25 protein-coding genes and 4 pseudogenes are annotated in these 23,877 nt (G+C 59.2%); 17 read left to right on the forward strand and 12 right to left on the reverse strand.

The features are described from left to right. The first annotated feature begins 223 nt into the window (after positions 1–223). Both METH_RS23815 and METH_RS22620 read left to right on the forward strand, forming a co-directional pair. Positions 224–391, forward strand: coding sequence for a hypothetical protein (locus METH_RS23815; protein WP_024089820.1), 168 nt, complete (start codon positions 224–226; stop codon positions 389–391). A gap of 212 nt (positions 392–603) precedes the next feature. Beyond that, positions 604–972 (forward strand): transposase, encoded by a 369-nt coding sequence (locus METH_RS22620; protein WP_024089821.1) that lies wholly within the window; start codon positions 604–606, stop codon positions 970–972. Positions 973–1,011: 39 nt separating this feature from the next. On the opposite strand, the gene METH_RS07415 is transcribed toward METH_RS22620, so the two are convergent. Together METH_RS07415 and METH_RS25530 are read right to left on the reverse strand one after the other, a co-directional pair. After that, on the reverse strand, positions 1,012–1,761 hold the full coding sequence (locus METH_RS07415; RefSeq protein ID WP_197538827.1) for a transposase: 750 nt from the start codon (positions 1,759–1,761) through the stop codon (positions 1,012–1,014). Positions 1,762–1,804: 43 nt separating this feature from the next. Beyond that, a pseudogene (locus METH_RS25530) lies at positions 1,805–2,179 on the reverse strand (hypothetical protein); the annotation flags it as partial. Positions 2,180–2,256: 77 nt separating this feature from the next. On the opposite strand from METH_RS25530, the pseudogene METH_RS24740 reads away from it, so the two are divergent. Beyond that, positions 2,257–2,412 (forward strand): annotated as a pseudogene (locus tag METH_RS24740) (IS110 family transposase); the annotation flags it as partial. 372 nt (positions 2,413–2,784) lie between these two features. Here METH_RS24740 and METH_RS24745 read toward each other — a convergent pair. Next, positions 2,785–3,429 (reverse strand): annotated as a pseudogene (locus METH_RS24745) (radical SAM protein); the annotation flags it as partial. A 228-nt stretch (positions 3,430–3,657) separates the two neighbouring features. Between METH_RS24745 and METH_RS07425 the strand changes: the two are divergent. The 5 genes from METH_RS07425 (at position 3,658) to METH_RS23825 (ending at position 6,380) form a co-directional block, all read left to right on the forward strand. Further along, positions 3,658–4,605: a YihY/virulence factor BrkB family protein gene (locus METH_RS07425; RefSeq protein WP_024089824.1), complete on the forward strand. Its 948-nt coding sequence runs from the start codon at positions 3,658–3,660 to the stop codon at positions 4,603–4,605. A gap of 41 nt (positions 4,606–4,646) precedes the next feature. Continuing rightward, positions 4,647–4,805 carry a YqaE/Pmp3 family membrane protein gene (locus METH_RS23075; RefSeq protein WP_024089825.1) on the forward strand — a complete coding sequence of 53 codons (159 nt, stop codon included), beginning with the start codon at positions 4,647–4,649 and terminating at the stop codon, positions 4,803–4,805. Between the two features lie 77 nt (positions 4,806–4,882). Then, on the forward strand, positions 4,883–5,122 hold the full coding sequence (locus tag METH_RS25360; RefSeq protein ID WP_425412329.1) for a hypothetical protein: 240 nt from the start codon (positions 4,883–4,885) through the stop codon (positions 5,120–5,122). Between the two features lie 55 nt (positions 5,123–5,177). Beyond that, on the forward strand, positions 5,178–6,155 hold the full coding sequence (locus tag METH_RS07430; RefSeq protein WP_024089826.1) for an endonuclease/exonuclease/phosphatase family protein: 978 nt from the start codon (positions 5,178–5,180) through the stop codon (positions 6,153–6,155). Beyond that, the gene (locus METH_RS23825) at positions 6,156–6,380 is read left to right on the forward strand and encodes a hypothetical protein (protein ID WP_156927456.1); all 225 of its coding nucleotides are present in this window, start codon (positions 6,156–6,158) and stop codon (positions 6,378–6,380) included. It begins immediately after the preceding gene. A 24-nt stretch (positions 6,381–6,404) separates the two neighbouring features. On the opposite strand, the gene METH_RS23080 is transcribed toward METH_RS23825, so the two are convergent. Both METH_RS23080 and METH_RS24750 read right to left on the reverse strand, forming a co-directional pair. Further along, positions 6,405–7,162, reverse strand: a protein-coding gene (locus tag METH_RS23080; RefSeq protein ID WP_156927457.1) for an IS5 family transposase whose coding sequence is annotated in 2 segments (ribosomal slippage) — positions 6,405–6,826 and positions 6,826–7,162 — 759 coding nt in all. Because the reading frame shifts where the segments join, the coding sequence is not laid out codon by codon here. Between the two features lie 296 nt (positions 7,163–7,458). Beyond that, on the reverse strand, positions 7,459–8,598 hold the full coding sequence (locus tag METH_RS24750; protein ID WP_024089828.1) for a site-specific integrase: 1,140 nt from the start codon (positions 8,596–8,598) through the stop codon (positions 7,459–7,461). A 275-nt stretch (positions 8,599–8,873) separates the two neighbouring features. Between METH_RS24750 and dusA the strand changes: the two genes are divergently transcribed. The 3 genes from dusA to METH_RS07460 all read left to right on the forward strand — a co-directional run bounded on the left by dusA (position 8,874) and on the right by METH_RS07460 (position 11,647). After that, positions 8,874–9,899 (forward strand): tRNA dihydrouridine(20/20a) synthase DusA, encoded by a 1,026-nt coding sequence (gene dusA, locus METH_RS07450; RefSeq protein WP_156927458.1) that lies wholly within the window; start codon positions 8,874–8,876, stop codon positions 9,897–9,899. Between the two features lie 86 nt (positions 9,900–9,985). Continuing rightward, positions 9,986–10,840 carry a sulfite exporter TauE/SafE family protein gene (locus METH_RS07455; protein ID WP_024089830.1) on the forward strand — a complete coding sequence of 285 codons (855 nt, stop codon included), beginning with the start codon at positions 9,986–9,988 and terminating at the stop codon, positions 10,838–10,840. 9 nt (positions 10,841–10,849) lie between these two features. Then, entirely contained in the window at positions 10,850–11,647 is a 798-nt protein-coding gene (locus METH_RS07460; protein WP_024089831.1) for a hypothetical protein, read from the forward strand. Positions 11,648–12,481: 834 nt separating this feature from the next. Here METH_RS07460 and METH_RS25365 read toward each other — a convergent pair. From METH_RS25365 to ccmI, 5 genes and pseudogenes are all read right to left on the reverse strand, one after another. Further along, positions 12,482–12,832, reverse strand: a complete 351-nt coding sequence (locus METH_RS25365) for a transposase (protein ID WP_156927459.1) — start codon at positions 12,830–12,832, stop codon at positions 12,482–12,484. Between the two features lie 184 nt (positions 12,833–13,016). Then, a pseudogene (locus tag METH_RS07475) lies at positions 13,017–13,908 on the reverse strand (transposase). Positions 13,909–14,247: 339 nt separating this feature from the next. Continuing rightward, positions 14,248–14,481 carry a DUF1289 domain-containing protein gene (locus METH_RS07480; RefSeq protein WP_024089835.1) on the reverse strand — a complete coding sequence of 78 codons (234 nt, stop codon included), beginning with the start codon at positions 14,479–14,481 and terminating at the stop codon, positions 14,248–14,250. Positions 14,482–14,484: 3 nt separating this feature from the next. Beyond that, positions 14,485–14,958 (reverse strand): Holliday junction resolvase RuvX, encoded by a 474-nt coding sequence (gene ruvX, locus METH_RS07485; RefSeq protein WP_024089836.1) that lies wholly within the window; start codon positions 14,956–14,958, stop codon positions 14,485–14,487. Next, on the reverse strand, positions 14,955–16,193 hold the full coding sequence (ccmI, locus tag METH_RS07490) for a c-type cytochrome biogenesis protein CcmI (protein ID WP_024089837.1): 1,239 nt from the start codon (positions 16,191–16,193) through the stop codon (positions 14,955–14,957). The genes ruvX and ccmI overlap by 4 nt, the downstream gene beginning before the upstream one ends. Before the next feature lie 198 nt (positions 16,194–16,391). On the opposite strand from ccmI, the gene METH_RS07495 reads away from it, so the two are divergent. The 6 genes from METH_RS07495 to METH_RS23835 all read left to right on the forward strand — a co-directional run bounded on the left by METH_RS07495 (position 16,392) and on the right by METH_RS23835 (position 22,603). After that, positions 16,392–17,636, forward strand: a complete 1,245-nt coding sequence (locus METH_RS07495) for a sarcosine oxidase subunit beta family protein (RefSeq protein ID WP_024089838.1) — start codon at positions 16,392–16,394, stop codon at positions 17,634–17,636. A gap of 33 nt (positions 17,637–17,669) precedes the next feature. After that, positions 17,670–18,011 carry a sarcosine oxidase subunit delta gene (locus METH_RS07500; RefSeq protein WP_024089839.1) on the forward strand — a complete coding sequence of 114 codons (342 nt, stop codon included), beginning with the start codon at positions 17,670–17,672 and terminating at the stop codon, positions 18,009–18,011. A 49-nt stretch (positions 18,012–18,060) separates the two neighbouring features. Then, positions 18,061–21,093 carry a sarcosine oxidase subunit alpha family protein gene (locus METH_RS07505; protein WP_024089840.1) on the forward strand — a complete coding sequence of 1,011 codons (3,033 nt, stop codon included), beginning with the start codon at positions 18,061–18,063 and terminating at the stop codon, positions 21,091–21,093. Beyond that, positions 21,086–21,652: a sarcosine oxidase subunit gamma gene (locus METH_RS07510; protein ID WP_024089841.1), complete on the forward strand. Its 567-nt coding sequence runs from the start codon at positions 21,086–21,088 to the stop codon at positions 21,650–21,652. Before METH_RS07505 ends, METH_RS07510 begins: the two co-directional genes overlap by 8 nt. A 192-nt stretch (positions 21,653–21,844) precedes the next feature. Next, entirely contained in the window at positions 21,845–22,279 is a 435-nt protein-coding gene (locus tag METH_RS07515; protein ID WP_044008359.1) for a hypothetical protein, read from the forward strand. 75 nt (positions 22,280–22,354) lie between these two features. After that, on the forward strand, positions 22,355–22,603 hold the full coding sequence (locus tag METH_RS23835; protein WP_156927460.1) for a hypothetical protein: 249 nt from the start codon (positions 22,355–22,357) through the stop codon (positions 22,601–22,603). Positions 22,604–23,092: 489 nt separating this feature from the next. On the opposite strand, the gene METH_RS23840 is transcribed toward METH_RS23835, so the two are convergent. After that, positions 23,093–23,380 (reverse strand): hypothetical protein, encoded by a 288-nt coding sequence (locus METH_RS23840; protein WP_156927461.1) that lies wholly within the window; start codon positions 23,378–23,380, stop codon positions 23,093–23,095. A gap of 28 nt (positions 23,381–23,408) precedes the next feature. Beyond that, a complete protein-coding gene (locus METH_RS07525) occupies positions 23,409–23,648 on the reverse strand; it encodes a transposase (RefSeq protein ID WP_052348683.1) in 240 nt (79 codons plus the stop codon). Positions 23,649–23,877 lie beyond the last annotated feature (229 nt).

Genomic DNA, 23,877 nt, shown 5'->3' on the forward strand with positions numbered 1-23,877 from the left:
GCTAAAACATCTGTGGCCGCAGTTCCTGGTTAATTGCACTGTTGGTTTTCCATGCGAGCGCGCTATTGGGATTGGTTTTCCATCTTGCTATCGCTGAAAACGGTTGCTCGAGATGTCCTGAGTTCTCCTGATGGTGGTGTCCGAGATCGTGAACGGCCCTAGCGGGGCACTATCCTGAGTTTTGTGTCCTGGCGGGGGCGCTCAATTCTGAGGAGATCCAAGTGTGAGCATAGTCAAAGACCAGCTGGACCGGCTTATGGAAGGGCGTTCGCCCGGCGACTTTTTTGGCAAGGGGGGCATCCTTTCCCAACTGACCAAGGTGCTTGCGGAACGTGCGCTGAGCACCGAGTTGGACGTACATCTCAGAGAAGAGCGCGAAGGAGCCGCCTGAAGGCCGAAACCAGCCCGCCAATTGCCGCAATGGCAGCAACCAGAAGACTGTGGCGACGGACTCTAGCAAGGTGGTTCTGACATTCCGCACGACCGGGACGGGATCTTTGACCCGGTTTGGGTCGCTAAGTATCAGTGCCGCTTTCCGGAGTTCGGCACCAAGATCATCCACTGCCCGGCAGGGAATTGCGCAGCAATGTCCCGGGAGGGAGAATGTACGCCCGCGGCTTGACGGCCCGGGAAAGTGAGTCATCGGTTCGAGCACAATGGCGAACGGGCCATATCGAGGAGATCTACGGCTTTAAAGCGTCTCTCAGCTTGTTTCCGGCGATCACCGGCACCGTGATGCAAGAGGTAACGGTCTGGCAGAACCGCTCCCTGGGGCCCTGCTATCCGGTCGTCTTCATGGCCTCCATCAGGGTCAATATCCGCAGCGACGGCGCAGTCACTAACACAGCGGCCTTCGTGGCCCTGGCAACCTGCCGGACGGGGCACGGGACGTTCTGGGCTTATGGTTCCAGGCCAATGAGGGGGGCAAGGTGCCGGGCGGTCTGCGCAACCGCAGGTTTTAGGACATCCTGATCTCCGCCGTGGACCGGCTTAAGAGCGTACTTTAAGCCATCAAGGCGGCCTTCCCCCGAAACCCAGGTCCAGACCTGTCCCGTTTATCTGCTGCGCCATTCCATGAGCGTTGCCAGCGACAAGGACCGCAAGGCCGGCGCCGCGACTCTGAAGGCGGTCTGCACGGCCGTTAAGGCCGGGGCGGCGCTTGTGCGCGAGCAGGCTAGGCCGGACCCAGCGATAGTCCTTGGCTTTTGTCAGCATGTGCCAGCAGAGCGTGGCGAGCTTTCGCGCCTCGGCAACGGCGGAGATCTGGTGGCCGCGGTGGGCCCGGATCCGGACAAAGAAGGCGTGGAGCGGAGCCAGTGCCTTTGCCCCGGCCCAGGCTGCCCCGGCCAGCATCGCGCGGGCATGGCTGCGCCCGGCCTTGCTGATCCGGCTATGTTGGGCGGGCTCCAAACCGGGTTGGCGCCCCCGCGGGTTCAGCCCGAAATAGCTCACCAGTTTCTGGGGAGAGGCGAACCGGGCGATGCTGATGATCGCCGCCATCAGCCCGGAAGCCACCGTCGGATTGACGCCCGTAATAGCCAGCAACCTCCGGAACGGTTCGTCCTCCAGCGCGTCCTGGGCGATGTCGCGGCCGAGTTGGGCGAGATCTGCCCCGAGCCGGGCCGGCTCCCGGATATGACGCGCAATCGCTGCCCGTTCGTCCTCCGGCACCGGCTGGCCGTTCAGCCAGTCGCGGCCGCGCTTGTTGAAGAGATCGGCATGCGGGCATTTGGGGATCAGATGCGCGGGGCAGGATGGCATGCACCTCGCTCTTGACCCGGGTCCGGTGCCGGACAACCTGATAGCGGCGCGCGACAAGCCTGCGCATCCCTTCTGTGGCTGCATCCGGGGGCCGGATTTCCGGCAGGCAACCGGCCGCATACAGGCTGGCCAATGTGCCTGCACCGACCTTGCCGGTCTTCACATGGGCATGGGCGATTGCCTCGACCTGAAGCGGCTTGGCAATCACCACCAGATTCACATGGGGCGACAGGATCCGGGACACTGCCATGCAGTTTCCGGTCGCCTTGATCACGCGTCGCATGCGCGCCTCCCTTGCCAGTGACAAAAGCGGGAGCGGCGGGCGGCACGGCACCTGCGGATTCGCGCGCTCGGCGCAACCCGACGCGCCGCAGAAGCGGCCGGCTATTACCACGCGCTCGCGGCTCATCGTATACATCGGCCTGGGGAAACGTTCCCAACCGGCCCGATCATAACGGCAAGCTCGTCGAGAGGCTCAGTTGAACAGCCTGGCAGCTGCATTTCTGCTATGAAGCGGGTCCGTGCGGATATGGCCTGCACCGGGAGATTACCGGGCCCGCCCATGCCTGTGACGTGGATGCGCCCTCTCTGGTGCCAATGAAGGTTGGAGACCGGGTAAAGACAGACCGTCGCGATGGCGTGATGCTGGCCAACCGCGGTCGCGCGGGAAATGGTCGGGTTCATTTGGGTTATTTCATGCGAGGACGCTCCAGCGCCGGCCTGTGACGTCCCCGCAAGTTAACGGCCAAACTGCTACCTCCGATGCAGAGGGTCGGGGGCGGAATGCGGTAGGGAACCCTCGAGCCCTGTTATGAGCCGGCCGAGCCGACGCTCGCTATCTAGAGCGAGGCAGCCCCAGGACGAAACCACGGTAATGCGGTAGCCAGACCGCGCATGAGAGCTTGCTCAACCGTCGTCTCAGTTCCGTCTCCCACCCTGTGCATCTCCAGCCGTCCGTATCCAGTCCTGCCGGAGGAAAAGGTCATGAAACAAAGGCTTGACAACGATCCTGAGAGCAGGCCGCCTATCGCCGCTTGCTTTCCATTGAAGGCGACCATGGGCCATACTCTTTCGGATCTGGCTGAGCTCCATTTCGGGGGCGAGCTGCATCACAGCTGCATAGGTCGGAAGCTCAACATTTATCGGTAACCCGTCGGCCAACAGGCCCGCTTCTTTAATCAGCTCAGGCGCGGCAATGGGAATGGTTTTCAGGAGGACATAGCCGCGGAAATTTTCTTAATGCCGCAATTTGTGTGCGATCTGCACCATGTCTGACATCGTCGCGTCAAGCGAGCATATGATCCCGGGCGACAGGAAAAGTCCTTCGATATAGTTGCGGCGATAAAATTCGATCGTCAGTTTCAGGACTTCCTCGACATTGAAGCGTGCACGCGGCACATTCAACGACACACGGTTCACGCAATTTTCGCAATCATAGATGCAAAAGTTTGTCATCTGTATTTTTAGCAGCGAGATGCAGTGACCGTCCGGCGCATAGGAATGGCAAATCCCGCTGCCTTCATTGGACCCCAGCCTTTAGCCGTCGCGCGTATCACGTTTGGTCGGTCCGGACGACGTACACAATGCGTCGTATTTTGCCGCGTCACTGAGGATTGCCAGTTTTGATTCTAGGGTGTGTTTAACTGTGTGTTCACTATGTGTACTCAGTCCGTGTTGTGCAACAGACACGCCTTTGCATCCCGCAGGAACGGTCGCTGACTGGCTCTATTCGGGATCCCCTGCAGAGCTCGGACTGGCCAGGCAAAAGCAATTATTCGGGACCATACCGGAACCATATTGGCGTTCGGGGGGTTGGACTACACATGAGAGCATACCGAAATCGATCGGTGACCGATTTTCACGGTACGCACCCAAATTCGCATGGTGGAGGAAAGCATGGCACGCGGACGAACGGCAACCAATCCAAGTGAAATTCCTGCACCAGGCTGGAAAGACATTGCGTTCCGGTTGAAGGATGAAATCGCAGAGGATCACATCGGATTGATTGCGGCAGGTGTTGCCTTCTATGGCCTGCTTGCGCTTTTTCCGGCCATCACTGCGGTTCTCGCGATCGGAGGCATTCTGATTGAACCTAATCAAATCGTCGATCAGCTTTCGGCCTTCTCGGGGATCGTCCCGGATGAAGTGATGACAATCATCAGCGATCAGGCAACCAAGGTTGCAGGGTCGCGCGAGGGTGGATTGGGTCTGGCCGCGGTCATTGGCCTGCTGGTTGCCATTTATTCAGCCTCCAAGGGAATGGCGAGTCTGATTGAAGGTATGAATGTTGCCTATGACGAGAAAGAGACGCGCGGGTTCATCCTGAAAACCGCCGTCACTTTGGCTCTTACGGTTTTTCTGATGGTCGGGCTGGTGCTTGGGCTCGCGGCAACCTTGGCCGTACCGTCGATCATCGCCTATTTTGATGCGGGGTGGATGAACGAAGCGCTGGTGACGGTCGGGGTCTGGATTTTGCTCATTCTGCTTACTCTTTTCGGGTTGGCTGTCTTGTATCGCTACGCACCCTCGCGGGATGCTGCTGAGTTTCAGTGGGTATCACCCGGCGCAGTCGCTGCCTGTGTGTTTTGGATTTTTGGTTCTGCCGGGTTCGCCTTCTACGTCGGTAACTTCGGATCCTATAACGAAAGCTTCGGCTCGCTTGCGGGTATAGTCGTATTGCTGATGTGGTTCTGGATATCTGCGTTCGTCATCCTTCTTGGTGCTGAACTGAACGCCGAGATGGAGGCGCAGACGCGTTACGACACAACAGTGGGCAAGGATCGGGAGATGGGCAATCGCGACGCCGTAAAGGCGGACAAATTGGGGGAAGCCCACAGAGCGTGAAACTGGTCGCAGCATTGGGCAAGTGACAAAAGGAGCAAGAAATGGACCTTATTCGCTTAATTCCGCCCGTGATCATTCCGCCGCTCGACGTATTCACGACGTTTGCGCTGCGGAACCATTACTTGCTCTACTTTCTTCTGTCGCTTTTCGCGTGTATGCCCGGGCATTGTCACGCCGTTTATATTGCCGCAAAGAAATGATCGTTGTCATGCCGCGTGATATACAGAATCTGGAAAGCGTATCAAATCTTCAGGGCGGCAGATTTTGTTCTCCCGCAATGAATGTGCGCTTCGGCTTGGATACGAACCGTGGCTCCGTTCAAGGTGTCGGCGATGCTGCCGTTGTTTTTCCGGCTGTCTGGCTGTGCTGCAATTGCCATGTCTGCAGCGCTCACAGACGCACAATCGCGCGCATGGCACTCAACACGGCTATGGATAATCGATCGCCGCAATGCTCCTGCTTGGCGATCTATTCTATTTGTTCTTCAAGTTCAGAAACTGGAGAGTTGCGCTGCTGAAACGATAGCTTGAGACGCGCGGCATCCGTGAAATTCGATCTGAAAGGCTTGCACGTTGCTTTTAAAAGTCCTCAAAGTCCTGATCTGGCTTGCGACGTTAAGTGTTCTTACCGTCACCGTCTTGCCGCTTTCCGGATCGCGTGAGTGGTGGGTCAGGATGTGGGATTTTCCTCGCGCGCACATCTTCGTCATCTCGGTGTCGCTGGCCCTCATCGCTGCGTTGCTTCTTCGAACTCAGTCTATTGTCATCGTCCTGATTCTTGTCGTTTGCGCTGCGTATCAGGGTAGAATGATCTTACCCTATACACCTCTGGCGTCAGTGGAAATTGAAATGTCGACAAGAACGAACAAGCCGGCAATTTCGTTTCTGGCGGCTAACGTGCTCATGCAGAATAGAGAGTATGAACGACTGATCGCTTTGATTGAGGAGGATTTTCCTGATGTTTTATTCCTGATGGAAACGAATGCGCAATGGGTTCAGGCACTGGAAAGTACACTTGCCAGTTATAAAACGGTGGTGACCCATCCTTTAGAGAACCATTACGGGGTGGTATTCGCGACAAATATTGAGGTCATTGACGCCCAAATCGTCTTTCTTGCGGAGGACAACACCCCAACCCTGCTTGCTGAAATGCGGGGGGCGGACGGCGCCGGTTTTCACTTCATCGGGTTGCATCCCCGCCCACCGGTTCCGGGCAATGATACTGAAGAAAGGGATGCCCAGATCAGGCGTGCCGCCACGCTGACAAAACACTCGGACTTGCCGGTCATCGCGATGGGTGACTTTAACGACGTCGCCTGGTCATGGACCGCCAAACGCTTCAAGCATCACGGAAACTTTCTCGATCCCCGTGTCGGTCGCGGTATGTTGTCAAGCTTTGACGCCAATCACCCGGTCTTGAAGTTCCCGATTGATCAACTGTACCTCACGCAAGGCATTAACCTGATCTCATTTCAACGTAAGCGGAACATAGGTTCTGATCATTTTCCAATGGAGGCGGTTGTTTCAATAAGTGGTGATAAAGGCAGTTAGATGTCCGGCGAAGAAGACGAAACACCCATTGATGAACGTGGTCATGATCACTGTCATTCGCGGAACTCGATTCGCCGGAATCTCGGTTTGATTTTTTCTATCAATTTAGACGATCGTTTGGGTGAGCGATTTCCTGATGCCGGTTACTGCTGCCGTTCTGGTCTATTTCGTTTTGAACCGGCCAAGGCGCTGGATGGGCATATTGGGCATCCCACCTGCGTTTAGTGCGGCGATCTTTAGGGTCAGGATTCATAACCAGTAGATGACGGTTGCCGCGAGGGCGATGGCTGAGAGGAAGACTTTAGGACAACGGTCATAGCGGGTTGCCACGCGCCTCCAGTCCTTGAGCCTGCCGAATATGATCTCGATGCGGTTTCGCCGCTTGTAGCGGCGCTTGTCGTATTTGACCGGCGTCTTCCGCTGCTTTCGGCCGGGAATGCAGGCGCGTATCCCCTTGTCCTGCAACGCTTCTCTGAACCAATCAGCGTCATAGCCGCGATCCCCGAGCAGCCAATTGACGTTCGGCAGGCTGCTGAGCAGCGCCCGCGCTCCGGTATAGTCGCTGACCTGCCCGGCGGTGATGAACAGGTTGATCGGTCGTCCCAAGCTGTCGCAGATTGCGTGCAGTTTGGTGTTCATGCCGCCCTTGGTGCGACCGATCAGGCGACCGCGCCCCCTTTTTTAGCGGCCATGCTGGTCGCAGTCCTATGCGCCTTCAGGTAGGTCGCGTCGATCATCACGGTCTTCTCTTCGCCGTGTTCGGCAGCCAGCCCGACCATCATCCGCGCAAAGATGCCTTTCTCGCTCCAACGCTTCCATCGGCTGTAGAGCGTTTTGTGCGGGCCGTAATCTTTGGGAGCATCACGCCAGCGCAAGCCATTGCGATTGATGAAGATAATTCCGCTCAGAACACGCCGGTCATCAACACGCGGCTTGCCGTCGGACTTCGGAAAATAAGGCTCAAGACGGGCCATCTGCGCGTCCGTCAGCCAGAAAAGATCAGACATATCACCGCTCATTTTTCGAACCGTGAATCACGCCACCCACCGGAAATCAATGCATCCTGAGCCTAGAAATCGACATGTCATGCAACCCAATCGCCTCCAATCAAGTTTGGATTTTTGTGCATCAGTCGAAAATGTCTTGATATGTGTTATGGGCGAATTTGAGCTAATTATGAAAACCTATCCTTATGCCGCTTTGGTGAACTCCTCGCCAGGTGACTGGGAAGTGATGTCATTTAAGTGAACATCTGATCCGCTTGCGAGCCTTGGCTGGCGCGAAAGCGGTCAGAGAATCCTATTTAGGATGTCACCACAGCCCACCAATTCCAGCCTTCATACTTATCACCCCGCTGTTTGATCTGCGTGTAGCGCTTGAGACATTGCCAGGATTGATGACCCGAGATCTGCGCAACCTGGGGAATGGTCAGCCCCATCTCGAACAAGCGGGAAATTCCCTCATGGCGTAAGTCGTGGAAATGCAGGTCTTCGATCCCGAGAAGTTTACATGCATAGGTGAACCGCCGGCTGACTACATCGCTGTTGTAGGGAAAAATCCTGCCGTCAGTGCGAGGCATGGACTCGATGATCGCCCGTGCTTCTTCCTGAAGGGACAAAGTCACATCGTTTCCCTGGGTCTGTCTGGGGTGCTTCATGTCGCGAATGGTGATCTCTTCATTCTCCAGGTCATAGTCCGCCCAGGATTGCGACAGAATGGCTCCCTGGCGACGGGTTTCGAAGATAGCTGCCGCCACGATTTTGTGCATGGGGACCATTCGGGGATTTTCGCGGTATCCGTTGACGAAATGGTACATCAAAAGGTCGAGCTCATCGAAAGTGGGTCTGCGGGTTCGTTGCGCTGATTTCGTAACGATCTTCTGATGTTGAAGGGTGCGCATGGCCTCCTCGAATTCAGCACGCGGCATTGTGACGCCACAGGTTGGCCCACCAAAACGGATGAGCATGCCCAAGGTCACTATGTATCCATTGACCTTTTGCGGTTCGCGAGGTTTGAACGTGTAATGTGCGGTTGTGTCCTTTCGCGGATCAACGGGGCGTGCTTGAAGCCCGGACAGAAGCTCGATTGCGATTTTCACGAAATCCCGTGCTAAAAGATCTTCAATGGCAGACGCGCCAAAATTCAGTCGCTGAAAAAAGCTCAGCATCTGGGACTTGGATTTGCCGAAACCTTCCAGGGAGGTATCGATGTAGTCGCTGATGCAATCAGCAACGCTTTTGCGTGCCTTTGTATTCACGGCGCGCTCCAGGCCGCCCGGCTTTATCAATGCGTCTTCACGACGTTTCAACCAGCTTTTTGCAGCTTGTTCCGATGCAAATGTCTCGACCAGGTTGAGGATGACCTTGCCGTTTTTCTTCTTGCGGATCTGGGCGGTGAAGCTCGGTTTGCCATTGGTCTTGAGGCGTTCTGTTATAGTTCCCATGGGATTTCCTTTCAGTCACGGGTTTTCCATGGCCGGGACATCTGATCGTTTGAATTTTTGGGAAGCGGGTTTGACTGGGTTTGAAACCCGAATCGGGGGGGATCGAGCCGAATAGGGCAGAACTGATGGAGGAGGATGGCAGCCCGGCAGTGCTCGAACCGGAGTGCTGGAACTTGGGGCGAAAAAAGTGCTACACGGCGCCGTCGGTGCTACATTCTGTAGCACCGCATCCAAAAACGGGGCTAAATCGGGCCAAAACGAGGAAAACGGTGAAGATGATGGATTCGAAAAACCAAGAAAAATCAGGTTTTTCCGAGGTTAGGCGGGCGGCACGCCTATCCATTGCACCGATGATGGATTGGACGACATCCGATTGCAGGTTTTTGCACCGGCTGCTGAGCCGGGAGACGCTGCTTTACACAGAAATGGTGACCGCGCCTGCGCTGGTGCGGGGCGGGGCGCTGCACTTGCTTGAGTTTCACACCGACGAGCATCCGGTAGCCTTGCAGCTGGGCGGTTCGGACCCGGTAGAGCTGGCAGAGGCCGCCCGGCTGGGGGCGGAAGCGGGCTATGACGAGATCAACCTCAACTGCGGATGTCCAAGTGACCGGGTGCAATCGGGCGCCTTTGGCGCGGTGCTGATGCAGACGCCGGAACTGGTGGCGGATTGCGTCGCTGCCATGCGTGAAGCCGTAAAGGCCGCGGTTACCGTTAAATGCCGGATCGGTGTTGATGATCAGGAGCCGGAAAAGGTGCTGCCGGACTTCCTGGACAAGATCCGGTCGGCGGGCTGCCGACGGGTGACGATTCACGCACGCAAGGCCTGGCTGCAGGGGCTGAGCCCCAAGGAAAACCGCGATATCCCGCCCTTGGATTATGATCTGGTGCATAAGATGAAAGCCGCATTCCCGGATCTGCATATCTCGATAAACGGCGGTATTGCCACGCTGTCTGAGGCCAAGACGCATCTGGACCGGGGCCTTGATGGTGTGATGGTGGGGCGTGCGGCATATCACCAGCCTGCCGATGTTCTTTGCGCCGCAGATCCGGAGATCTACGGGACCGGCAGTGTTAGTGAGCCTTGCCAGGCCGTGCGGCAAATGCTGCCGTATATCGAGGCGCGGCTGGGCGAAGGGGCCAAGCTGAACCAGATCACCCGGCATATGCTCGGACTGTTTGCCGGCAAGCCGGGCGCGCGGCAGTGGCGGCGGACGCTCTCTGAGGGCGCCTGCCGAGCAGGAGCCGGGCCGGAACTGGTGGAGCAGGCCCTGGCGCAGGTGGCGGATCGCGCGGCCGCGTGACGCGGCGCATCGCAGGCTATCGGCTTGTGCAATCAGTTTCCGACCGCTAACCCTTTGCCGGTGAAGCCAAGTCGGAGGTGCCCCGCATGACTGATCCTGCCATGACTGCCGCCCTGTGGCCGGAGCCTGCATTGCTGATGCAGATGGCGGGGCTGCTGCTGGTGATCGGCGCATTCGCCGGGATGCTGGCGGGACTTCTGGGTGTTGGCGGCGGTATCGTCCTGGTGCCGGCGTTTTTCTATGCCTTTCAGACCCTTGGCTATGGCGGCGATCAGCTTATGCAGATGTGTCTGGCGACTTCTTTGGCGACAATTATTGTGACCTCTGTGCGATCAGTCCTGAGCCACAACAAGAAGGGCGCGGTGGATTGGCAGATTCTGCGCGGCTGGGGCATCGGCATTGCGCTGGGGGCCATTGCCGGGGTGCTGGCAGCATCCTCTTTGCGTTCATCCGTGCTGCAAGGCGTGTTTGGCGGATTGGCGCTGGTGATTGGCTGCTATCTGGGTCTGGGCCGCGCGAACTGGCGGCTGGCTGAGGCGATGCCCAAGGGTGTTAAGCGGCTGGCGTTGTCGCCCGCGGTCGGGTTTCTGTCGGTACTGATGGGCATTGGCGGCGGCAGTTTTGGCGTGCCGCTGATGACTCTGCACGGGGTGCCGGTGCACCGCGCGGTGGCGACGGCTGCCGGCTTTGGCGTGATCATTGCGGTGCCGTCAGTTGCTGGCTTCCTGCTGCTGGATTTGGACCCTGCCGTGCGGCCTCCGTTCACCATCGGAGCGGTTAATCTGGTGGCGTTTTTCATTGTGATAGCAATGACGCTGATAACCGCGCCCTGGGGGGTGAAGCTGGCCCACGCGATGGACCCGAAACCGCTGAAACGGGTGTTCGGGGCCTTTCTGGTGCTGGTGGCGCTCAATATGCTGCGCAAGGCATTTGGACATTGAGGGGGCGTCATGCAAGATCCGTTTGCACAGTATCAGGACAGGGGCTGGGTGCGGTTCGGCCATGACCCGCAGGTCGCGGCCTGGGCGGCGGATGCTCTGACGCACGGAGTGGCCGCGCTGGACGACCCGGCCTGCGCTGAGTGGTTCCAATGTGAGCGCACGTGGTTCATTGGCGTTGATGCCCTGCCCAATGATGCCGCGGGCCGTCTGTCCGGCGGACCGCCCTTGTCCGGCGCGCCGGTGGACTTCATCACCAGGCACATCGGCCCCGTTCCGGAGCTGCACCGGGCGCAGGTGTCCTCGGTGTTTCCAGGCTACCCGCGCCCGCGTCCGGGCGAGGGCGAGGCCGCCTTCCGCTACCGCGTCAAGCGCGATGCGGCGCATGTGGACGGGGTGAAAATCTATGGCGTGCACCGCCGCCGCAAGGTGGAGGAGCCGCATGCCTGGGTGCTGGGCATCCCGCTGAACGAAAGCAGCCCCGATGCCGCGCCGCTGGTGATCTGGGAGGGCAGCCACAGGATCATGCGCCGCGCCTTTGCCGCCGCGTTTGAGGGCGTGGCGCAGGCGGACTGGGCGGATGTTGATGTGACCGGTGCCTATACCGCTGCGCGTGCCGAAGTGTTTGAGACCTGCCCGCGGATCACCGTGCATGCCAAGCCCGGTGAGTCCTATCTGATGCACCGGCTGTGCCTGCATGGGGTTGCGCCCTGTGGCGAGGGGGCATACGCGCCGGAAGAGGGCCGCATGATCGCCTATTTCCGCCCGGAGCTGGCAGATTGGACCAATGGGTGGCTGGCGGAGGGGTAGGATTGTTGTCTCTTGCAGCAGCAATCAGCCGCCTGCTAAGCATGGTGAAAGTGCGCGGGGTCCTCGCGCCGGCGTTAGGCGAATTGTAGAAGTAAGGTTATCGATGCCAAGCCAGGCTGGGTTTGCTGAATACCTGAAGATCAAGGGTGGGCTGCCGTGGCTTGCGAAGCTCGTTTTCTTTGCCGCAGCTGTAGAAATTGGTTTGGTTTACTACGTAGTTTACGAGCCGGATTACTATCTTCAAAGTAAATCGAGATACCTTGTCCCAAGTATGGTGTGGTTATTTCTGCCTGTGCTAGCAGGAGCCGTAGTCTATGACGTGAAGAAGGTCATTTCCCGAAACTAGATTGTGTCTGTATGCCCGGAACAAGCCGGAGGCGCGCCCTTTGTGGATAGGTCAGCATTCCTGCCTGAATGTTTCGCGCGCGAAACATTGGGTCAGTGCTTATTCCGCATGATTTACAGAGCCTTACCCCGCCGTGCGCTGCGTTAGCTGCGCTTTAACCTTGCACTGCGGCCGCCGCGGCGCTTGTTCAGGTTGACGGCGCGCCTCAAATGCGCAGCGTGGCGGTGCAGCTGGACCAGTTGGTCGTGCGGCAGCGGGACGGAGAAGGCTTCGGTATGTGTCTGACTTAACCGTCAGGTTTCACACAGGGAATCCTCTTTGGCGATATTTGTAGCAAGGTCAACGACACCTCAACGCCAAACCTTCAGCAAGCCACAACGGCGCAGTTTCGGGCCAGGCCCCATTACGGTATCTGACAAATGCCTCTTGACCCTGCTGGTCATCCCCACGGCTTTGACCAGATCCTGCACCGAATGTGTTGAGAGGCCCTAAGCGGGCACCTTCTGAATTACCACAGTCATCGCCTTCTCCGCCGCCCCGCGGGGCTTCAAAAGCAAGGGGAAACAGGGAGCCTTGCGCAGTTTTAGGTACTTCACGCCGACCGATCCGGCGCGCGTCTCCCAGCCTCGGGACCAGTAACCGTCGCGGCGGTTCATCCGCTCGGCCATGCGGCCGTGCGCCCTGACTCTGCAGAGCTGGCCGCATCCAGCCCCATGAGACAGCCAGCGAACGCGGGCATCCCGGCCAGCCAGTGAGTGTCGGGCATCTCCGACGCAAGTGCATGAAGCGCCGCAATCTCTGATAGGCTGTCCTTGCTCAAAGTTAGGCCGGTGAACCATACCTTAGCCGAAGAACATTCGTGGCCGCCAAGCGATCCGCGCGGGCTTCGCTTCGCGAAGACGCCGCTGGGTCCGCACTAAAAGCAGAAGCTAAACCAATCGTCGGGACACCGCGTTTGCCGATCATGTCCCGTGCAGTGGTGTAGCTCATGGCTGGCCTGGCGCTATTGGCGAGCCGGGCAGATCATTCTGTCAGAGTTGCAGGCAGGCTGATGACAGGATCATCGCTGACCGGCGCCAAGGTTTCCAGCGTTATGTATCGCGCATGCTGCTCGGTCCATTCCTCGGTCCGCTCCATGAGGATGGCGCCGGCGAGACGGTGTTTGGCAGCCTCGTTGGGTAAGATACCGGCGACGCCGGTCCTCCGCTTGATCCTTCCGTTCAAACGTTCAATCGGATTCTTGGAATGCAATTTCGTCCGATGCTGCGGAGGAAACGTCATGTAGGCGCGCAGTCTTCTTCAGCCTCATCCATAAGACCGGAGAGTTTCAGCACCCGCGCGACCGAGGCCTTGATGCCTTCGTGGACATCGCTGATGAAGAGCTTCACGCCGCACAGTCCGCTCCGCACCACATTCCGTAGAAACTCGGTCCAGAAGATTTCGGCCTAGGACGGGCCGATGGCCATGCCCAGGACCTCGCGGCGGCCGTTCATGAAGACGCCAACAGCGATGGTGTCGGCAACAGACACGATACGGCCGCCCTGCCGGACCTTGAGATAGGTCGCGTCCATAGGGCGGGTCGAGACGCCGTGGACATAGGCCTCCTGGATGACCGTGGTCCGGGCCTTCTCCGCCGCTCGCCGTGGCTCCAGGAAGGAGGGAAAGTAGCTGCCAGTGCGCAGTCCTGGGGGGGGGCGGTTCCATGTCTCCAGCCCGCGTCCGCCAGTCCCGTTCGGGATAGCCATTCCTTTGCGCTTTGCACTTCGGGATCTCCTGATGACAGCCGGCGCCGGTTTTCGCGCCCGCCGCCAGCTCCATCAACTGTTCGGCGGCGAAAACCGATCCTCTCACGCAGCAGATCAGCATCTGCATTCTTCTCCACCAGCTCTCTCAGGTCCATCATGGGTTTGGTCATCGGGGTTTTCCTTCGGTCCAGGTTTGCTTTAGCAACCCGAACTGCCGGAAATTCCCCGATGACCGCCGCGCCCTTGATGGCGCCCTACGGCGCCCCCTGGCGGGCGCGGACGCAATCAAGGGCGATACCCGCTGTTACACCTCCGCGAAGGACATGACCGCAAGCTGTCTCGTTTGAGTGGTTTTGGCGCGATTTCAGATGGTTGTAACGTGCCGCGCCCTTTAGTGCTAAAACTGGAACCAGCTCCGGATAGCGCTCCATCGACAGGGCGCACATCTTCAAAATGGGGCAGGAAATATTCGGCAAGATTTGCAGAGCCTTACCCTGCCACGCGCCGCGTTAGCTGCGTTTCAACCTAGCACTGCGGCCGCCGCGGCGCTTGACCAGTTTGCTGGCGCGGGCGGGCAGGTCATTCATGATGCCGGCGCGTTCCTCGTTCGACATTTTCGACCAGTCGCGGATTTCGTCGATAGAGCGGTAGCAGCCGGTGCAGATGCGCGCCTCGGGGTGGACGACGCAGATCTTGATGCAGGGGGACTGAATCTCATCCCGTTTCCATACGTCGTCAGTCATCATTCACCCGTTCTTCAAATGCCGCATCCGGTCCAATGCACCCTGGAGGATATAGGAGGCCGCGACGTGGTCGATAACCTCTGCGCGGCGTTTGCGTGTCGTATCTGCCTCAAGAAGCGCTTTTTCTGCCGCTACGGTGCTGAGACGCTCGTCCCAGAAACTGATTGGGAGATCAGTGAGCTGCCCCAGATTTCGGGCAAAGGCACGGGTGGATTGGCAGCGGGGGCCTTCGCTTCCATCCATGTTGCGCGGCAGGCCCAGCAGGATGCCGCTGATGTCGCGTGCCTGGGTGATCTCCAGGAGGCGGGCGGCGTCGGCTGAGAACTTCTTGCGCTTCACGGTTTCCAGCGGAGTCGCTACCGCGCCTATGCGGTCGGAAACGGCAACACCGATGGTCTTGGTGCCGAGATCCAGCCCGATCAGCGCGCTCATCGGCGGCAGGGCAGCGGCAAATTCTTCGAAAACGTCGTGGATCATTCTGCAATCCCTGTCTGGGCGGCGATGGTTTCCAACAGCACCAGTGCGTCCTGGTCGGCGGCAAAGGCGCCGCGGGCTTCGTCATAGACGGTGCGGGCACGTGCGCTGTCGCCGAGCACCGAGAGGGCGCCGATCAGCCGGGCCCATTCCTCTGCCGAGCCGCCTTCGGATGCGAGCCGGTCGGACAGGCGGGTGACCATGCCGCGGATCATCTCCTGCCGGTCTTCGGGGCTGAGCCCGCTGGCATCCGCCATATCTTCGACGCTGGGGCCGGGCAGGGCGGGGGCGATGCCGCCGCCGGGGGGGATCGGCTGGTATTCAACACCTGCGCGGAAGGCCATCTCCTCGATCTGGCCCTGGATGCCCTTGATCCAGGGGGCTTCCGCCGGGCCGTCACGCAGGGTTGCAGCCCATTCGCGGTAGGCGAGGTCCGGGCGGCCGATCTGACCCAGCATCAGGCCCCAGTAATAGCGGGCCGGCCCGTGTGCGGGATCAATAGCGCGTGCCTTTTGCAGGTCGGTCTGGGCCTCGGGAGAGACATAGCCGGCGGCAGCCATGATTTTCAGCTCGGCCAGCTCCGTGAAGTCGCGGGCGTTGACCTGGCCCTCCGCCAGCCGGATGTAGTTGGTCTTGGCGGCATAGGCGGCCTTGAAGTTGCCGAGGTTGGCCTCGTGCTGGGCCAGCAGGGCCTGGCCCTGGGCGTCGGTGTCGCGCTGGCCCGCGGTTTTGCGCAGCTGCTCCACCAGTTTAACGTAGCCTTCTTCAACCTGGGGCTTGGGCAGGGCGGGCACTTCGGCTTCAGCTTCGGATTGTGAAGGGCGGTTTTCGGCGCGTTCGCCCGCCATCTGGATACGGTCCTTCAAGCCCAGATCGCCATAACCGGGCGCACCCAGCTGCCAGTAAATGCCCAGGGTGCCGCCAGTGATCAGCAGCGCCGTGGCTGTTCCAGTGACCAGCGACAGGGTCCGGGGCTGCGAGCGGCCTGACTGCGCTTGTTGCATCTGCGCGTCGGCGGCCAGAATGCGGCGGGAAATCTCAGTGCGGATCCGTTCGGCGTCGCCTGCGTTGATGACGCCGCGGGCAAGATCCCTGTCCACCTCCCGCAGTTGCTGGCGGTAGACGCGCAAGTCGTAGGCCGCGGCGGGTTCACCCGCAGTGCGGGCGCGAATAAGGATCATAGCCAGCAAAAAGGCTGCCGAGAACGCGATCAGGGCGGTGACTGTCCAGAAAATCATGCCGTCTCCGTGGTTTGGTGTTCATCTATATCCGGGGGCGGGCGAACAAAAGGGTCAAACTGCCGCGCCCGGACACCGCCTGTCGGAATGCGATCGCTGCATATGTCGCAATAGCGCAGAAAGGGGACGATAAACGGCACTGGTCTGCCATGCGTTTCAGGCATACCCGCTAGCAGACACGAACCATCGGATTCGCTTATGAAACGCTATTCAGCTTTTGCCGTCGCGCGGGAAGCCCTGCGCTATCACACCGGATGGGAGCGCGCCTGGCGCTCGCCTGAACCCAAGCGCCATTACGATGTTGTCATCGTCGGGGCTGGCGGGCATGGCCTTGCCACTGCCTATTACTTGGGCAAGAATTTCGGCATCACCAATGTCGCAATTATCGAGAAAGGCTGGCTGGGGGGCGGCAATACCGGCCGGAACACCACCATCATCCGCTCGAACTACCTGCAGGATCCGTCCGCTGCGATCTATGAAAAGGCGCGCAGCCTCTATGAGACGATGTCGCAGGATCTGAACTATAACGTGATGTTCAGCCCGCGCGGCGTGATCATGCTGGCCCAGACCGAGCATGAGATCCGCGGCTACAAGCGGACGGCGCACGCCAACCTGCAGCAGGGCGTTCCGACCGAGTGGATCAGCCCGGAGCGGGTGAAGGAACTGGTGCCGATCATCAATCTGCACGGCCCCCGTTACCCGGTTCTGGGCGGCTTGTGGCAGGAACGCGGCGGCACCGCCCGTCACGATGCGGTGGCCTGGGGCTATGCACGCGCCTGTTCCGACATGGGCATGGACATCATCCAGAAATGCGAAGTCACCGGCGTGCGCACCGAGAACGGCCGCGCTGTAGGTGTCGACACCACCAAAGGCCCGATTGATTGCGACAAGCTGGGGATGCTGGTTGCAGGCAATGCTTCGGTCCTTTCGGAAATGGCGGGTTTCCGTCTGCCGATGGAATCCGTAGCCCTGCAGGCGATGGTTTCCGAGCCGATCAAACCCTGCATGGATGTGGTTGTGATGGCCAACACCGTGCACGGTTATATGTCCCAGTCCGATAAGGGCGAGATGGTCATTGGCGGCGGAACCGACGGGTTCAACAACTACACCCAGCGCGGCTCGTTCCACCATATCGAGGAAACCGTGCGCGCACTGGTCGAAACCTTCCCGATGGTCAGCCGTCTGAAGATGCTGCGCCAGTGGGGCGGGATTGTGGATGTGACCGGCGACCGCTCACCCATTATCTCGAAAACCCCGGTGCAGAACTGCTTTGTCAACTGCGGCTGGGGCACCGGCGGCTTCAAGTCGATCCCGGGCTCGGGCTGGGCAATGGCGGAACTGATGGCCACCGGCCATTCGCCGCTGACCGAGGAGTTCTCGATGATGCGCTTCAAGGAAGGCAAGTTCATCGACGAGAGCGTCGCTGCCGGTGTGGCGCACTAACGCTGCAAAATTCAATTTTACGGAGCAAGCACCATGCTGATCCTTGAATGCCCCTATTGCGGCGTCAAAGCCGAAGAAACCGAACTGGCCGCGGGCGGTGAAGCGCATCTGAAGCGCTTTGGCCCCGGCTCCTCGGATGATGAGTTTCATGACTACCTGTTCATGCGCGAAAACCCCAAAGGCGTGCATTTTGAACGCTGGCGCCATGCCAATGGCTGCGGAAAGTGGTTCCACGCTGCCCGCTGCACCATGACGCTGGAGGTCTTTGGCACCTACACTGCCCAGACCAGCGTGCCGACGCAGGAGATCATGGACAAGATCACTGCCAAACGCCCGGGCTGGACCTGGCGCGAATTCTCGGACGGTCAGAAATGATCCGCCGCCTGACTGAAACACCTGCTTTTCCTTTGAAAGGTCTGCGCACATGAGCACGCGTCTTGCCAAGCACGGCCGGCTGATCGACCGCTCCAAACAGATCGCCTTCACTTTCAATGGCAAATCCATGAAGGGATTTGCCGGCGATACCCTGGCCTCCGCTCTTTTGGCTAACGGCCAGGTGATGATGGGCCGCTCGTTCAAATACCACCGCCCCCGTGGTGTTGTTGCATCCGGTTCGGAAGAGCCCAATGCGCTGATGCAGTTGGGAACCGGTGACCGTTACGAGCCGAACCAGCGCGCCACCACCACCGAGCTGTTTTCGGGACTGTCGGCAAATTCGCAGAACCATTGGCCGAGCCTTGAGTTCGACGTGCTGTCGATCAACAACAAGCTGAGCCGGTTCCTGACCGCCGGCTTCTATTACAAGATGTTCATCCACCCGCGCCCGCTGTGGAAGCACGTCTATGAGCCGATCATCCGGAAGTCCGCAGGTCTGGGCGCAGCCCCCGACAAGGAACTGAAAGACGCTGACACCTACGAGCACTTCTACTTCTTTGCGGATGTGCTGGTCATCGGCGGCGGCGTTGCCGGCCTGCAGGCGGCCAAGGCGGCAGCGGCCACCGGCGCCAAGGTTCTGGTGATTGAGCAGAACAACCATTGGGGCGGCCGCGCTCCGGTTGATGGTGGCACCATCGACGGTGAAACCCCTGATGCCTGGATCGCCAAGACCCTGGCTGAGCTGGAAGCGATGGATAATGTCACCCTGCGCGACCGTTGCATGGGTTCAGGCGTCTATGACCACGGCTATGCCCTGGGCTATGAGCGCCTGACCGACCACGCGCCGGGCCAGGGCGGTCCCCGCCACCGCCTGTGGCGGGTCCGCGCCAGCCAGATCATCACCGCAACCGGTGCCATTGAACGGCCGCTGTCCTTTGCGGGCAACGACGTGCCGGGCGTGATGCTGGCCGGTTCGATGCGCGACTATGTGGTGAACTGGGGGGTGAACCCGGGCCAGAAGGTTGTGGTTGCCACCAACAACGACGACGCCTACCGCACCGCACTGGTGCTGCATGAGGCCGGGGTCGAAGTGGTGCGTGTGGTCGACACCCGCGAAACCGGCGGCGGCGCGCTGATGGAAGCCGTTCGCGAAAAGGGTATCCGGGTCGAATTGGGCCGTGCCATCGCCAAGGTGAAGGACGGCAAATGCGTGACCCAGGTCTCCATCTGCGCCCAGAACGGTGAAGGCGGCGCCCGTGAAGAGGTCGAAGCAGACGCGGTTGCCATGTCCGGCGGCTGGTCACCGGTGGTCCACCTGTGGTCCCACTGCGGCGGCAAGCTGATCTGGGATGAGAAGAACGCAAACTTCCGCCCCGACGCCTCCCGCCCGCCTCTGGGTGACAGCGGTCAGGGATTTGTGGTGCCGGCTGGTGCCGCGAACGGCGAATTCGGCCTGGGTGCGCTGCTGGAAGACGCTGCAGCTGCCGGTGCCAAAGCGGCAGAAGCTGCCGGCTTCCCGGCAAAATCCGTGGCGGCTGCCAAGGGTGTGTCCGAAGAAGAAGCTCAGATGGAAGCGGTCTGGCTGATGCCGGCCAAGGCGGACATCAAACTGCGCATGAAGTCCTGGCTTGACTACCAGAACGACGTGAAAGTCTCCGACGTGCAGCTGGCTGCGCGCGAAGGCTACGAAAGCGTAGAGCACACCAAGCGTTACACCACGCTGGGCATGGCTACCGACCAGGGCAAACTGTCCAACATCAACGGTCTGGCGATCCTTGCGGACTCGCTGAACTCGGAAATTCCGTCGGTTGGCACCACCACCTTCCGTCCTCCGTACCACCCGATCTCCATCGGTGCGATCGCTGGCGAGGCTCGGGCTGAAATCTTCCAGCCGGTGCGCAAGACGCCGATCTATGACTGGATGGACAAGAACGGTGCGGATTGGGAACCGGTTGGCCAGTGGCGCCGCCCGTTTGCCATCACCCAACCGGGTGAGGACCGTCATGCCGCGGTGAACCGCGAGGTGAAAAATACCCGCGAAAACCTCGGCCTGCTGGACGCCTCGACCCTGGGCAAGCTGATTGTCAAAGGGCCGGACGCAGGCAAGTTCCTGGACATGCTCTATACCAACATGATGTCCACGCTGAAGGTCGGCAAATGCCGCTATGGCCTGATGTGCTCGGAAAACGGCTTCCTGATCGACGACGGCGTTGTTGCCCGCATCGACGAGGACACGTTCCTTTGCCACACCACCACCGGCGGTGCCGAAAGCATCCATGGCCACATGGAAGAATGGCTGCAGACCGAATGGTGGGACATGAAGGTCTATGTTGCCAACGTGACTGAGCAGTACGCCCAGGTTGCCGTGGTCGGCCCCAATGCGCGCAAGGTGCTGGAGAAACTGAACGCGCAGGCTGGCGGGGGCATGGATCTGTCGAAAGAGGCGCTGCCGTTCATGGAATGGCGTGAGGGGCAGATCGGCGGCTTTGATGCCCGTGCTTTCCGGATCTCCTTCTCGGGCGAGCTGTCCTACGAGATCGCGGTTGCGGCTTCCGAAGGCCAGGCGTTCTGGGATGCGCTGATGGAAGCGGGCAAGGAATTCGGCGTTATGCCGTACGGCACCGAGACCCTGCACATCCTGCGGGCCGAAAAGGGCTTCATCATGATCGGCGACGAGACCGATGGCACCGTGATCCCGCAGGATCTGGGACTGCATTGGGCGATCTCCAAGAAGAAGGAAGACTTCCTTGGCAAGCGCGCCCAGCAGCGCAACCACATGGCGGACCCGGACCGCTGGCAGCTGGTCGGCCTGGAGACAGTGGACGGATCGGTGCTGCCGGACGGCGCCTATGCATTGGGTGAAGGTGTTAATGCTAACGGCCAACGCAACATGATCGGCCGGGTGACCTCAACCTACTATTCCGCGACCTTGGGGCGCGGCATCGCAATGGGACTGATCAAGCACGGTCCAAAGCGGATGGGCGAAGTGGTTGAATTCCCGGGCACTGACGGCAAGACCTACAAGGCCAAGATCGTTGATCCGGTCTTCTATGACAAGGAAGGGGAGAAGCAGAATGTCTAAGGCTGTTTCCGTACTGAACGGCGCGCATTTCTCCGGCCTGGCCAAGGTCGAGGACGCGGGCCTGCAGGGGATGATCACCCTGCGTGGCGATCTGGGGTCTTCCGCGCTGAAGGCGGCTGTCAAAGCCGCCACCGGCGCCGAGGTTCCGGACCAGGGCAGCATCTTGGTTGCCGAAAGCGGCGCCGCTGCCTGGATGTCGCCGGATGAGCTGCTGCTGCTGGTGCCCTATGAGGATGCAGTCGCCAAAACCGCGGAAGTGACCGCGGCACTGGCCGGCGAGCATGCGCTTGCGGTGAACGTCTCTGACGCCCGTGCCTTCTTCCGTGTTTCGGGTGAAGGTGCGCGCGAGGTGCTGGGCAAAGTAAGCCCGGTGGACTTTGACGCGGCGGCCTTTAAGGCAGGCCAGTTCCGCCGCTCGCGCTTGGCGCAAGTGGCAGGCGCTTTCTGGTTGCACGAAGACGGCAGTTTTTACATCGTCTGCTTCCGCTCTGTTGGCGAATATGTGTTTAAACTTCTGAGCACAGCGGCACATCCACAAAGTAAAGTGGGTGTTTACTAAAATTTTAACTCGCTTTCTGCTTGTGACGCTATGATGCGTCATTTACGGTGCCTTGGAGACCTTCCAGGGCACCGTTTTTTTGCACTTGAGCACCCATGGAATCGTTCCTTAGAACTGATTGCAATTGGTTGAATTTAAAGCCTTTTCACGGTGGATGGGGCGGCTGTTTAAAAAAGTTTCAGGGAGCGGCATATGAGCGTGCCTGCATGCGGAATTCTAGCACTGGTTTTTACGTTATCCGGGGCGGGCGCCTTGGCGGAAGACAGCTTTCAATGCAACCTGAAACCGATCTCCCGCGCATCATGGATACCTAGTCGTATCAACGTGCGATTTTCTGATGACTTCACGACTGCAATGGTCACCGATGCGGCGTTTGGGGTGTCTGTATCAGCCAAGGTTTCGCAGCGCAGCGCGACAACCTATGCGCTTAGCTGGTCGTTGCCTGTGCTGACGAACAGCGGACGGGCAAAGCCGCGCTTCCGGGCCGCGCTGAACACTGCAAACCTGAAGATGAGCATTCAATCAATCCGCGCCGGCAGCACAATGCAGCCGCCGCGCGGTTGGGGGACATGCCGCAGGGAGGCGTCTTTGTCACTGTTGGCCCAGAACCGCGTCGGGTGGAACTAGGCGCCTGCCAGATCCTGAAAGGGGCAATGTAATGTTTGCGGTGCATCCATTGATTGCAATCGCATCGGTACTGGCGTGCTTGAATCACATGCGCGGCATGCAGAATGGTACAACCTGAATGAAACGATTGCTGCTGGCTGCGCCCATTCTGCTGGCAACCTCGTCCGCCGCAGCGGCGGAAGGAAGAAGCATTACCTCGTAGGGCTGCGGAAAAAAGGTTTCACCAGCAATGGCTGGATAGCACCGCGAGTATTTGTCTTGGGGAATGCGCAGTCACGAACGGCGATGATCAACGACGGTCATATCCACACGCTAGCAGGCTGACTTGTCCCGGCAACTGTCGAAAAAAAACTGAGACTTCCTATACTTTAGGGTGGAGTCTTAGCGGTATTCCTGTCGGCAACGCCCGGACCAAAGCTGCCGTGATTGATATGAAGCAAAACACAGTCGATCCGGGGTGCTGTCAACGGACACGACAATGAGCTACTCTCTGATCTTTGGATAATTTACGGCGTAACTTAAGATACTCTCTGTACCTGCTGACCGGATTGGGTTTTGCCTGTTCTCAGCCAATAGACCACGACTGGGGGGCAAGACCTTCTGGGGGTGCCAGTCCATGATCGCGGCCAGATAGAGAAACCCGTGTCACTTCGGCAAATAAGTTATGGCAGCCGCCCAAGCCTGGTCCGGGCGGCCTACCCGCTGACCACGTAGCCAATACGGGTAAGCCTTGTGGCTCTTCTCCGCCTTGCTGGTGTTGGGCATCTGGTAGATCGGCATTAGGCCCATCAGCCGCATAAGGCGCCGGATACGCTACTCATTGACCAATTGATCTTCATTACGCAGATGCCAGGTCTTCTGCCGCATGCCATAGAACGCCGTTTTAAAAACCTGTTTGTCGATCACGCGCATCAGATCGAGGTTCATTTCGTTTTTCCCCTTGGGCTCATAGCAAAATGAGGACCGCGGGATCGACAGCAAAGCGCATTGTTTGTCCACTGATAGACCATGCAGGTTTGGCTCAATCGTCTTTCGCCTCACTTGCCGGTCCAGGGATTGAGCTTTCTGGCCAAAAAACCGTTGGCGACGGCATTCGCCCATTGTCCTCGGACCAATGGCGGACAAAGGCTCAATCCCCGATCTTCGGGTGCAGGTCCTTGACCTGTTCTTCGTCAACTTCCGGCGTCTTTCGGCCAGCACGCCCGAACACTCCCGATGCACCTGCAAGCAAAGGCCGTTTCCATTGGTGGATCATCGCTGGATGAACGCCGAACAGATTGGCCAGATCGCAGACCGTCTGCTCGCCCTTCAACGCTTCCAACGCGACCTTAGTGTTGAAAGCTGGGTGATGTAGCTTCCGTTCTGGCATCACTGATTTCCTTCGTGTTGAGGATCAGCTGACTGCAAATCGCAGCTTAGGTCAGTGTCCGAATTTCGGGGGGAACTCACAACGCGCCGCGCGGCAGCAATAAATGTATAGTTAGGAGAGACTGAGGTCAGCATCGCGCCAGCCGGAACGGTCAGGGACAGCTTTTGTACGCATAAACCTTGCAGGGAAATGGGGCCTTGGCACTTGACCTGAAACCCGCCGCACAGCA

This window comes from Leisingera methylohalidivorans DSM 14336 (assembly GCF_000511355.1).
GTDB lineage: Bacteria > Pseudomonadota > Alphaproteobacteria > Rhodobacterales > Rhodobacteraceae > Leisingera > Leisingera methylohalidivorans.

What these genes read in the sequence shown, in the direction of transcription:
- dusA (WP_156927458.1), top strand. Translation starts at nt 8,874, where the DNA reads ATGATGGATTCGAAAAACCAAGAAAAATCAGGTTTTTCCGAGGTTAGG.
- METH_RS07480 (WP_024089835.1), bottom strand. Translation starts at nt 14,481, where the DNA reads ATGACTGACGACGTATGGAAACGGGATGAGATTCAGTCCCCCTGCATC.
- METH_RS07415 (WP_197538827.1), bottom strand. Translation starts at nt 1,761, where the DNA reads ATGCCATCCTGCCCCGCGCATCTGATCCCCAAATGCCCGCATGCCGAT.
- METH_RS07500 (WP_024089839.1), top strand. Translation starts at nt 17,670, where the DNA reads ATGCTGATCCTTGAATGCCCCTATTGCGGCGTCAAAGCCGAAGAAACC.
- METH_RS07505 (WP_024089840.1), top strand. Translation starts at nt 18,061, where the DNA reads ATGAGCACGCGTCTTGCCAAGCACGGCCGGCTGATCGACCGCTCCAAA.
- ccmI (WP_024089837.1), bottom strand. Translation starts at nt 16,193, where the DNA reads ATGATTTTCTGGACAGTCACCGCCCTGATCGCGTTCTCGGCAGCCTTT.
- METH_RS23840 (WP_156927461.1), bottom strand. Translation starts at nt 23,380, where the DNA reads ATGGGCGAATGCCGTCGCCAACGGTTTTTTGGCCAGAAAGCTCAATCC.
- METH_RS23825 (WP_156927456.1), top strand. Translation starts at nt 6,156, where the DNA reads ATGTCCGGCGAAGAAGACGAAACACCCATTGATGAACGTGGTCATGAT.
- METH_RS24750 (WP_024089828.1), bottom strand. Translation starts at nt 8,598, where the DNA reads ATGGGAACTATAACAGAACGCCTCAAGACCAATGGCAAACCGAGCTTC.
- METH_RS25365 (WP_156927459.1), bottom strand. Translation starts at nt 12,832, where the DNA reads ATGGTTCACCGGCCTAACTTTGAGCAAGGACAGCCTATCAGAGATTGC.
- METH_RS07510 (WP_024089841.1), top strand. Translation starts at nt 21,086, where the DNA reads ATGTCTAAGGCTGTTTCCGTACTGAACGGCGCGCATTTCTCCGGCCTG.
- METH_RS07460 (WP_024089831.1), top strand. Translation starts at nt 10,850, where the DNA reads ATGCAAGATCCGTTTGCACAGTATCAGGACAGGGGCTGGGTGCGGTTC.
- METH_RS07525 (WP_052348683.1), bottom strand. Translation starts at nt 23,648, where the DNA reads ATGCCAGAACGGAAGCTACATCACCCAGCTTTCAACACTAAGGTCGCG.
- ruvX (WP_024089836.1), bottom strand. Translation starts at nt 14,958, where the DNA reads ATGATCCACGACGTTTTCGAAGAATTTGCCGCTGCCCTGCCGCCGATG.
- METH_RS07425 (WP_024089824.1), top strand. Translation starts at nt 3,658, where the DNA reads ATGGCACGCGGACGAACGGCAACCAATCCAAGTGAAATTCCTGCACCA.
- METH_RS22620 (WP_024089821.1), top strand. Translation starts at nt 604, where the DNA reads ATGTACGCCCGCGGCTTGACGGCCCGGGAAAGTGAGTCATCGGTTCGA.
- METH_RS25360 (WP_425412329.1), top strand. Translation starts at nt 4,883, where the DNA reads ATGAATGTGCGCTTCGGCTTGGATACGAACCGTGGCTCCGTTCAAGGT.
- METH_RS07455 (WP_024089830.1), top strand. Translation starts at nt 9,986, where the DNA reads ATGACTGATCCTGCCATGACTGCCGCCCTGTGGCCGGAGCCTGCATTG.
- METH_RS23075 (WP_024089825.1), top strand. Translation starts at nt 4,647, where the DNA reads ATGGACCTTATTCGCTTAATTCCGCCCGTGATCATTCCGCCGCTCGAC.
- METH_RS07515 (WP_044008359.1), top strand. Translation starts at nt 21,845, where the DNA reads ATGAGCGTGCCTGCATGCGGAATTCTAGCACTGGTTTTTACGTTATCC.
- METH_RS07495 (WP_024089838.1), top strand. Translation starts at nt 16,392, where the DNA reads ATGAAACGCTATTCAGCTTTTGCCGTCGCGCGGGAAGCCCTGCGCTAT.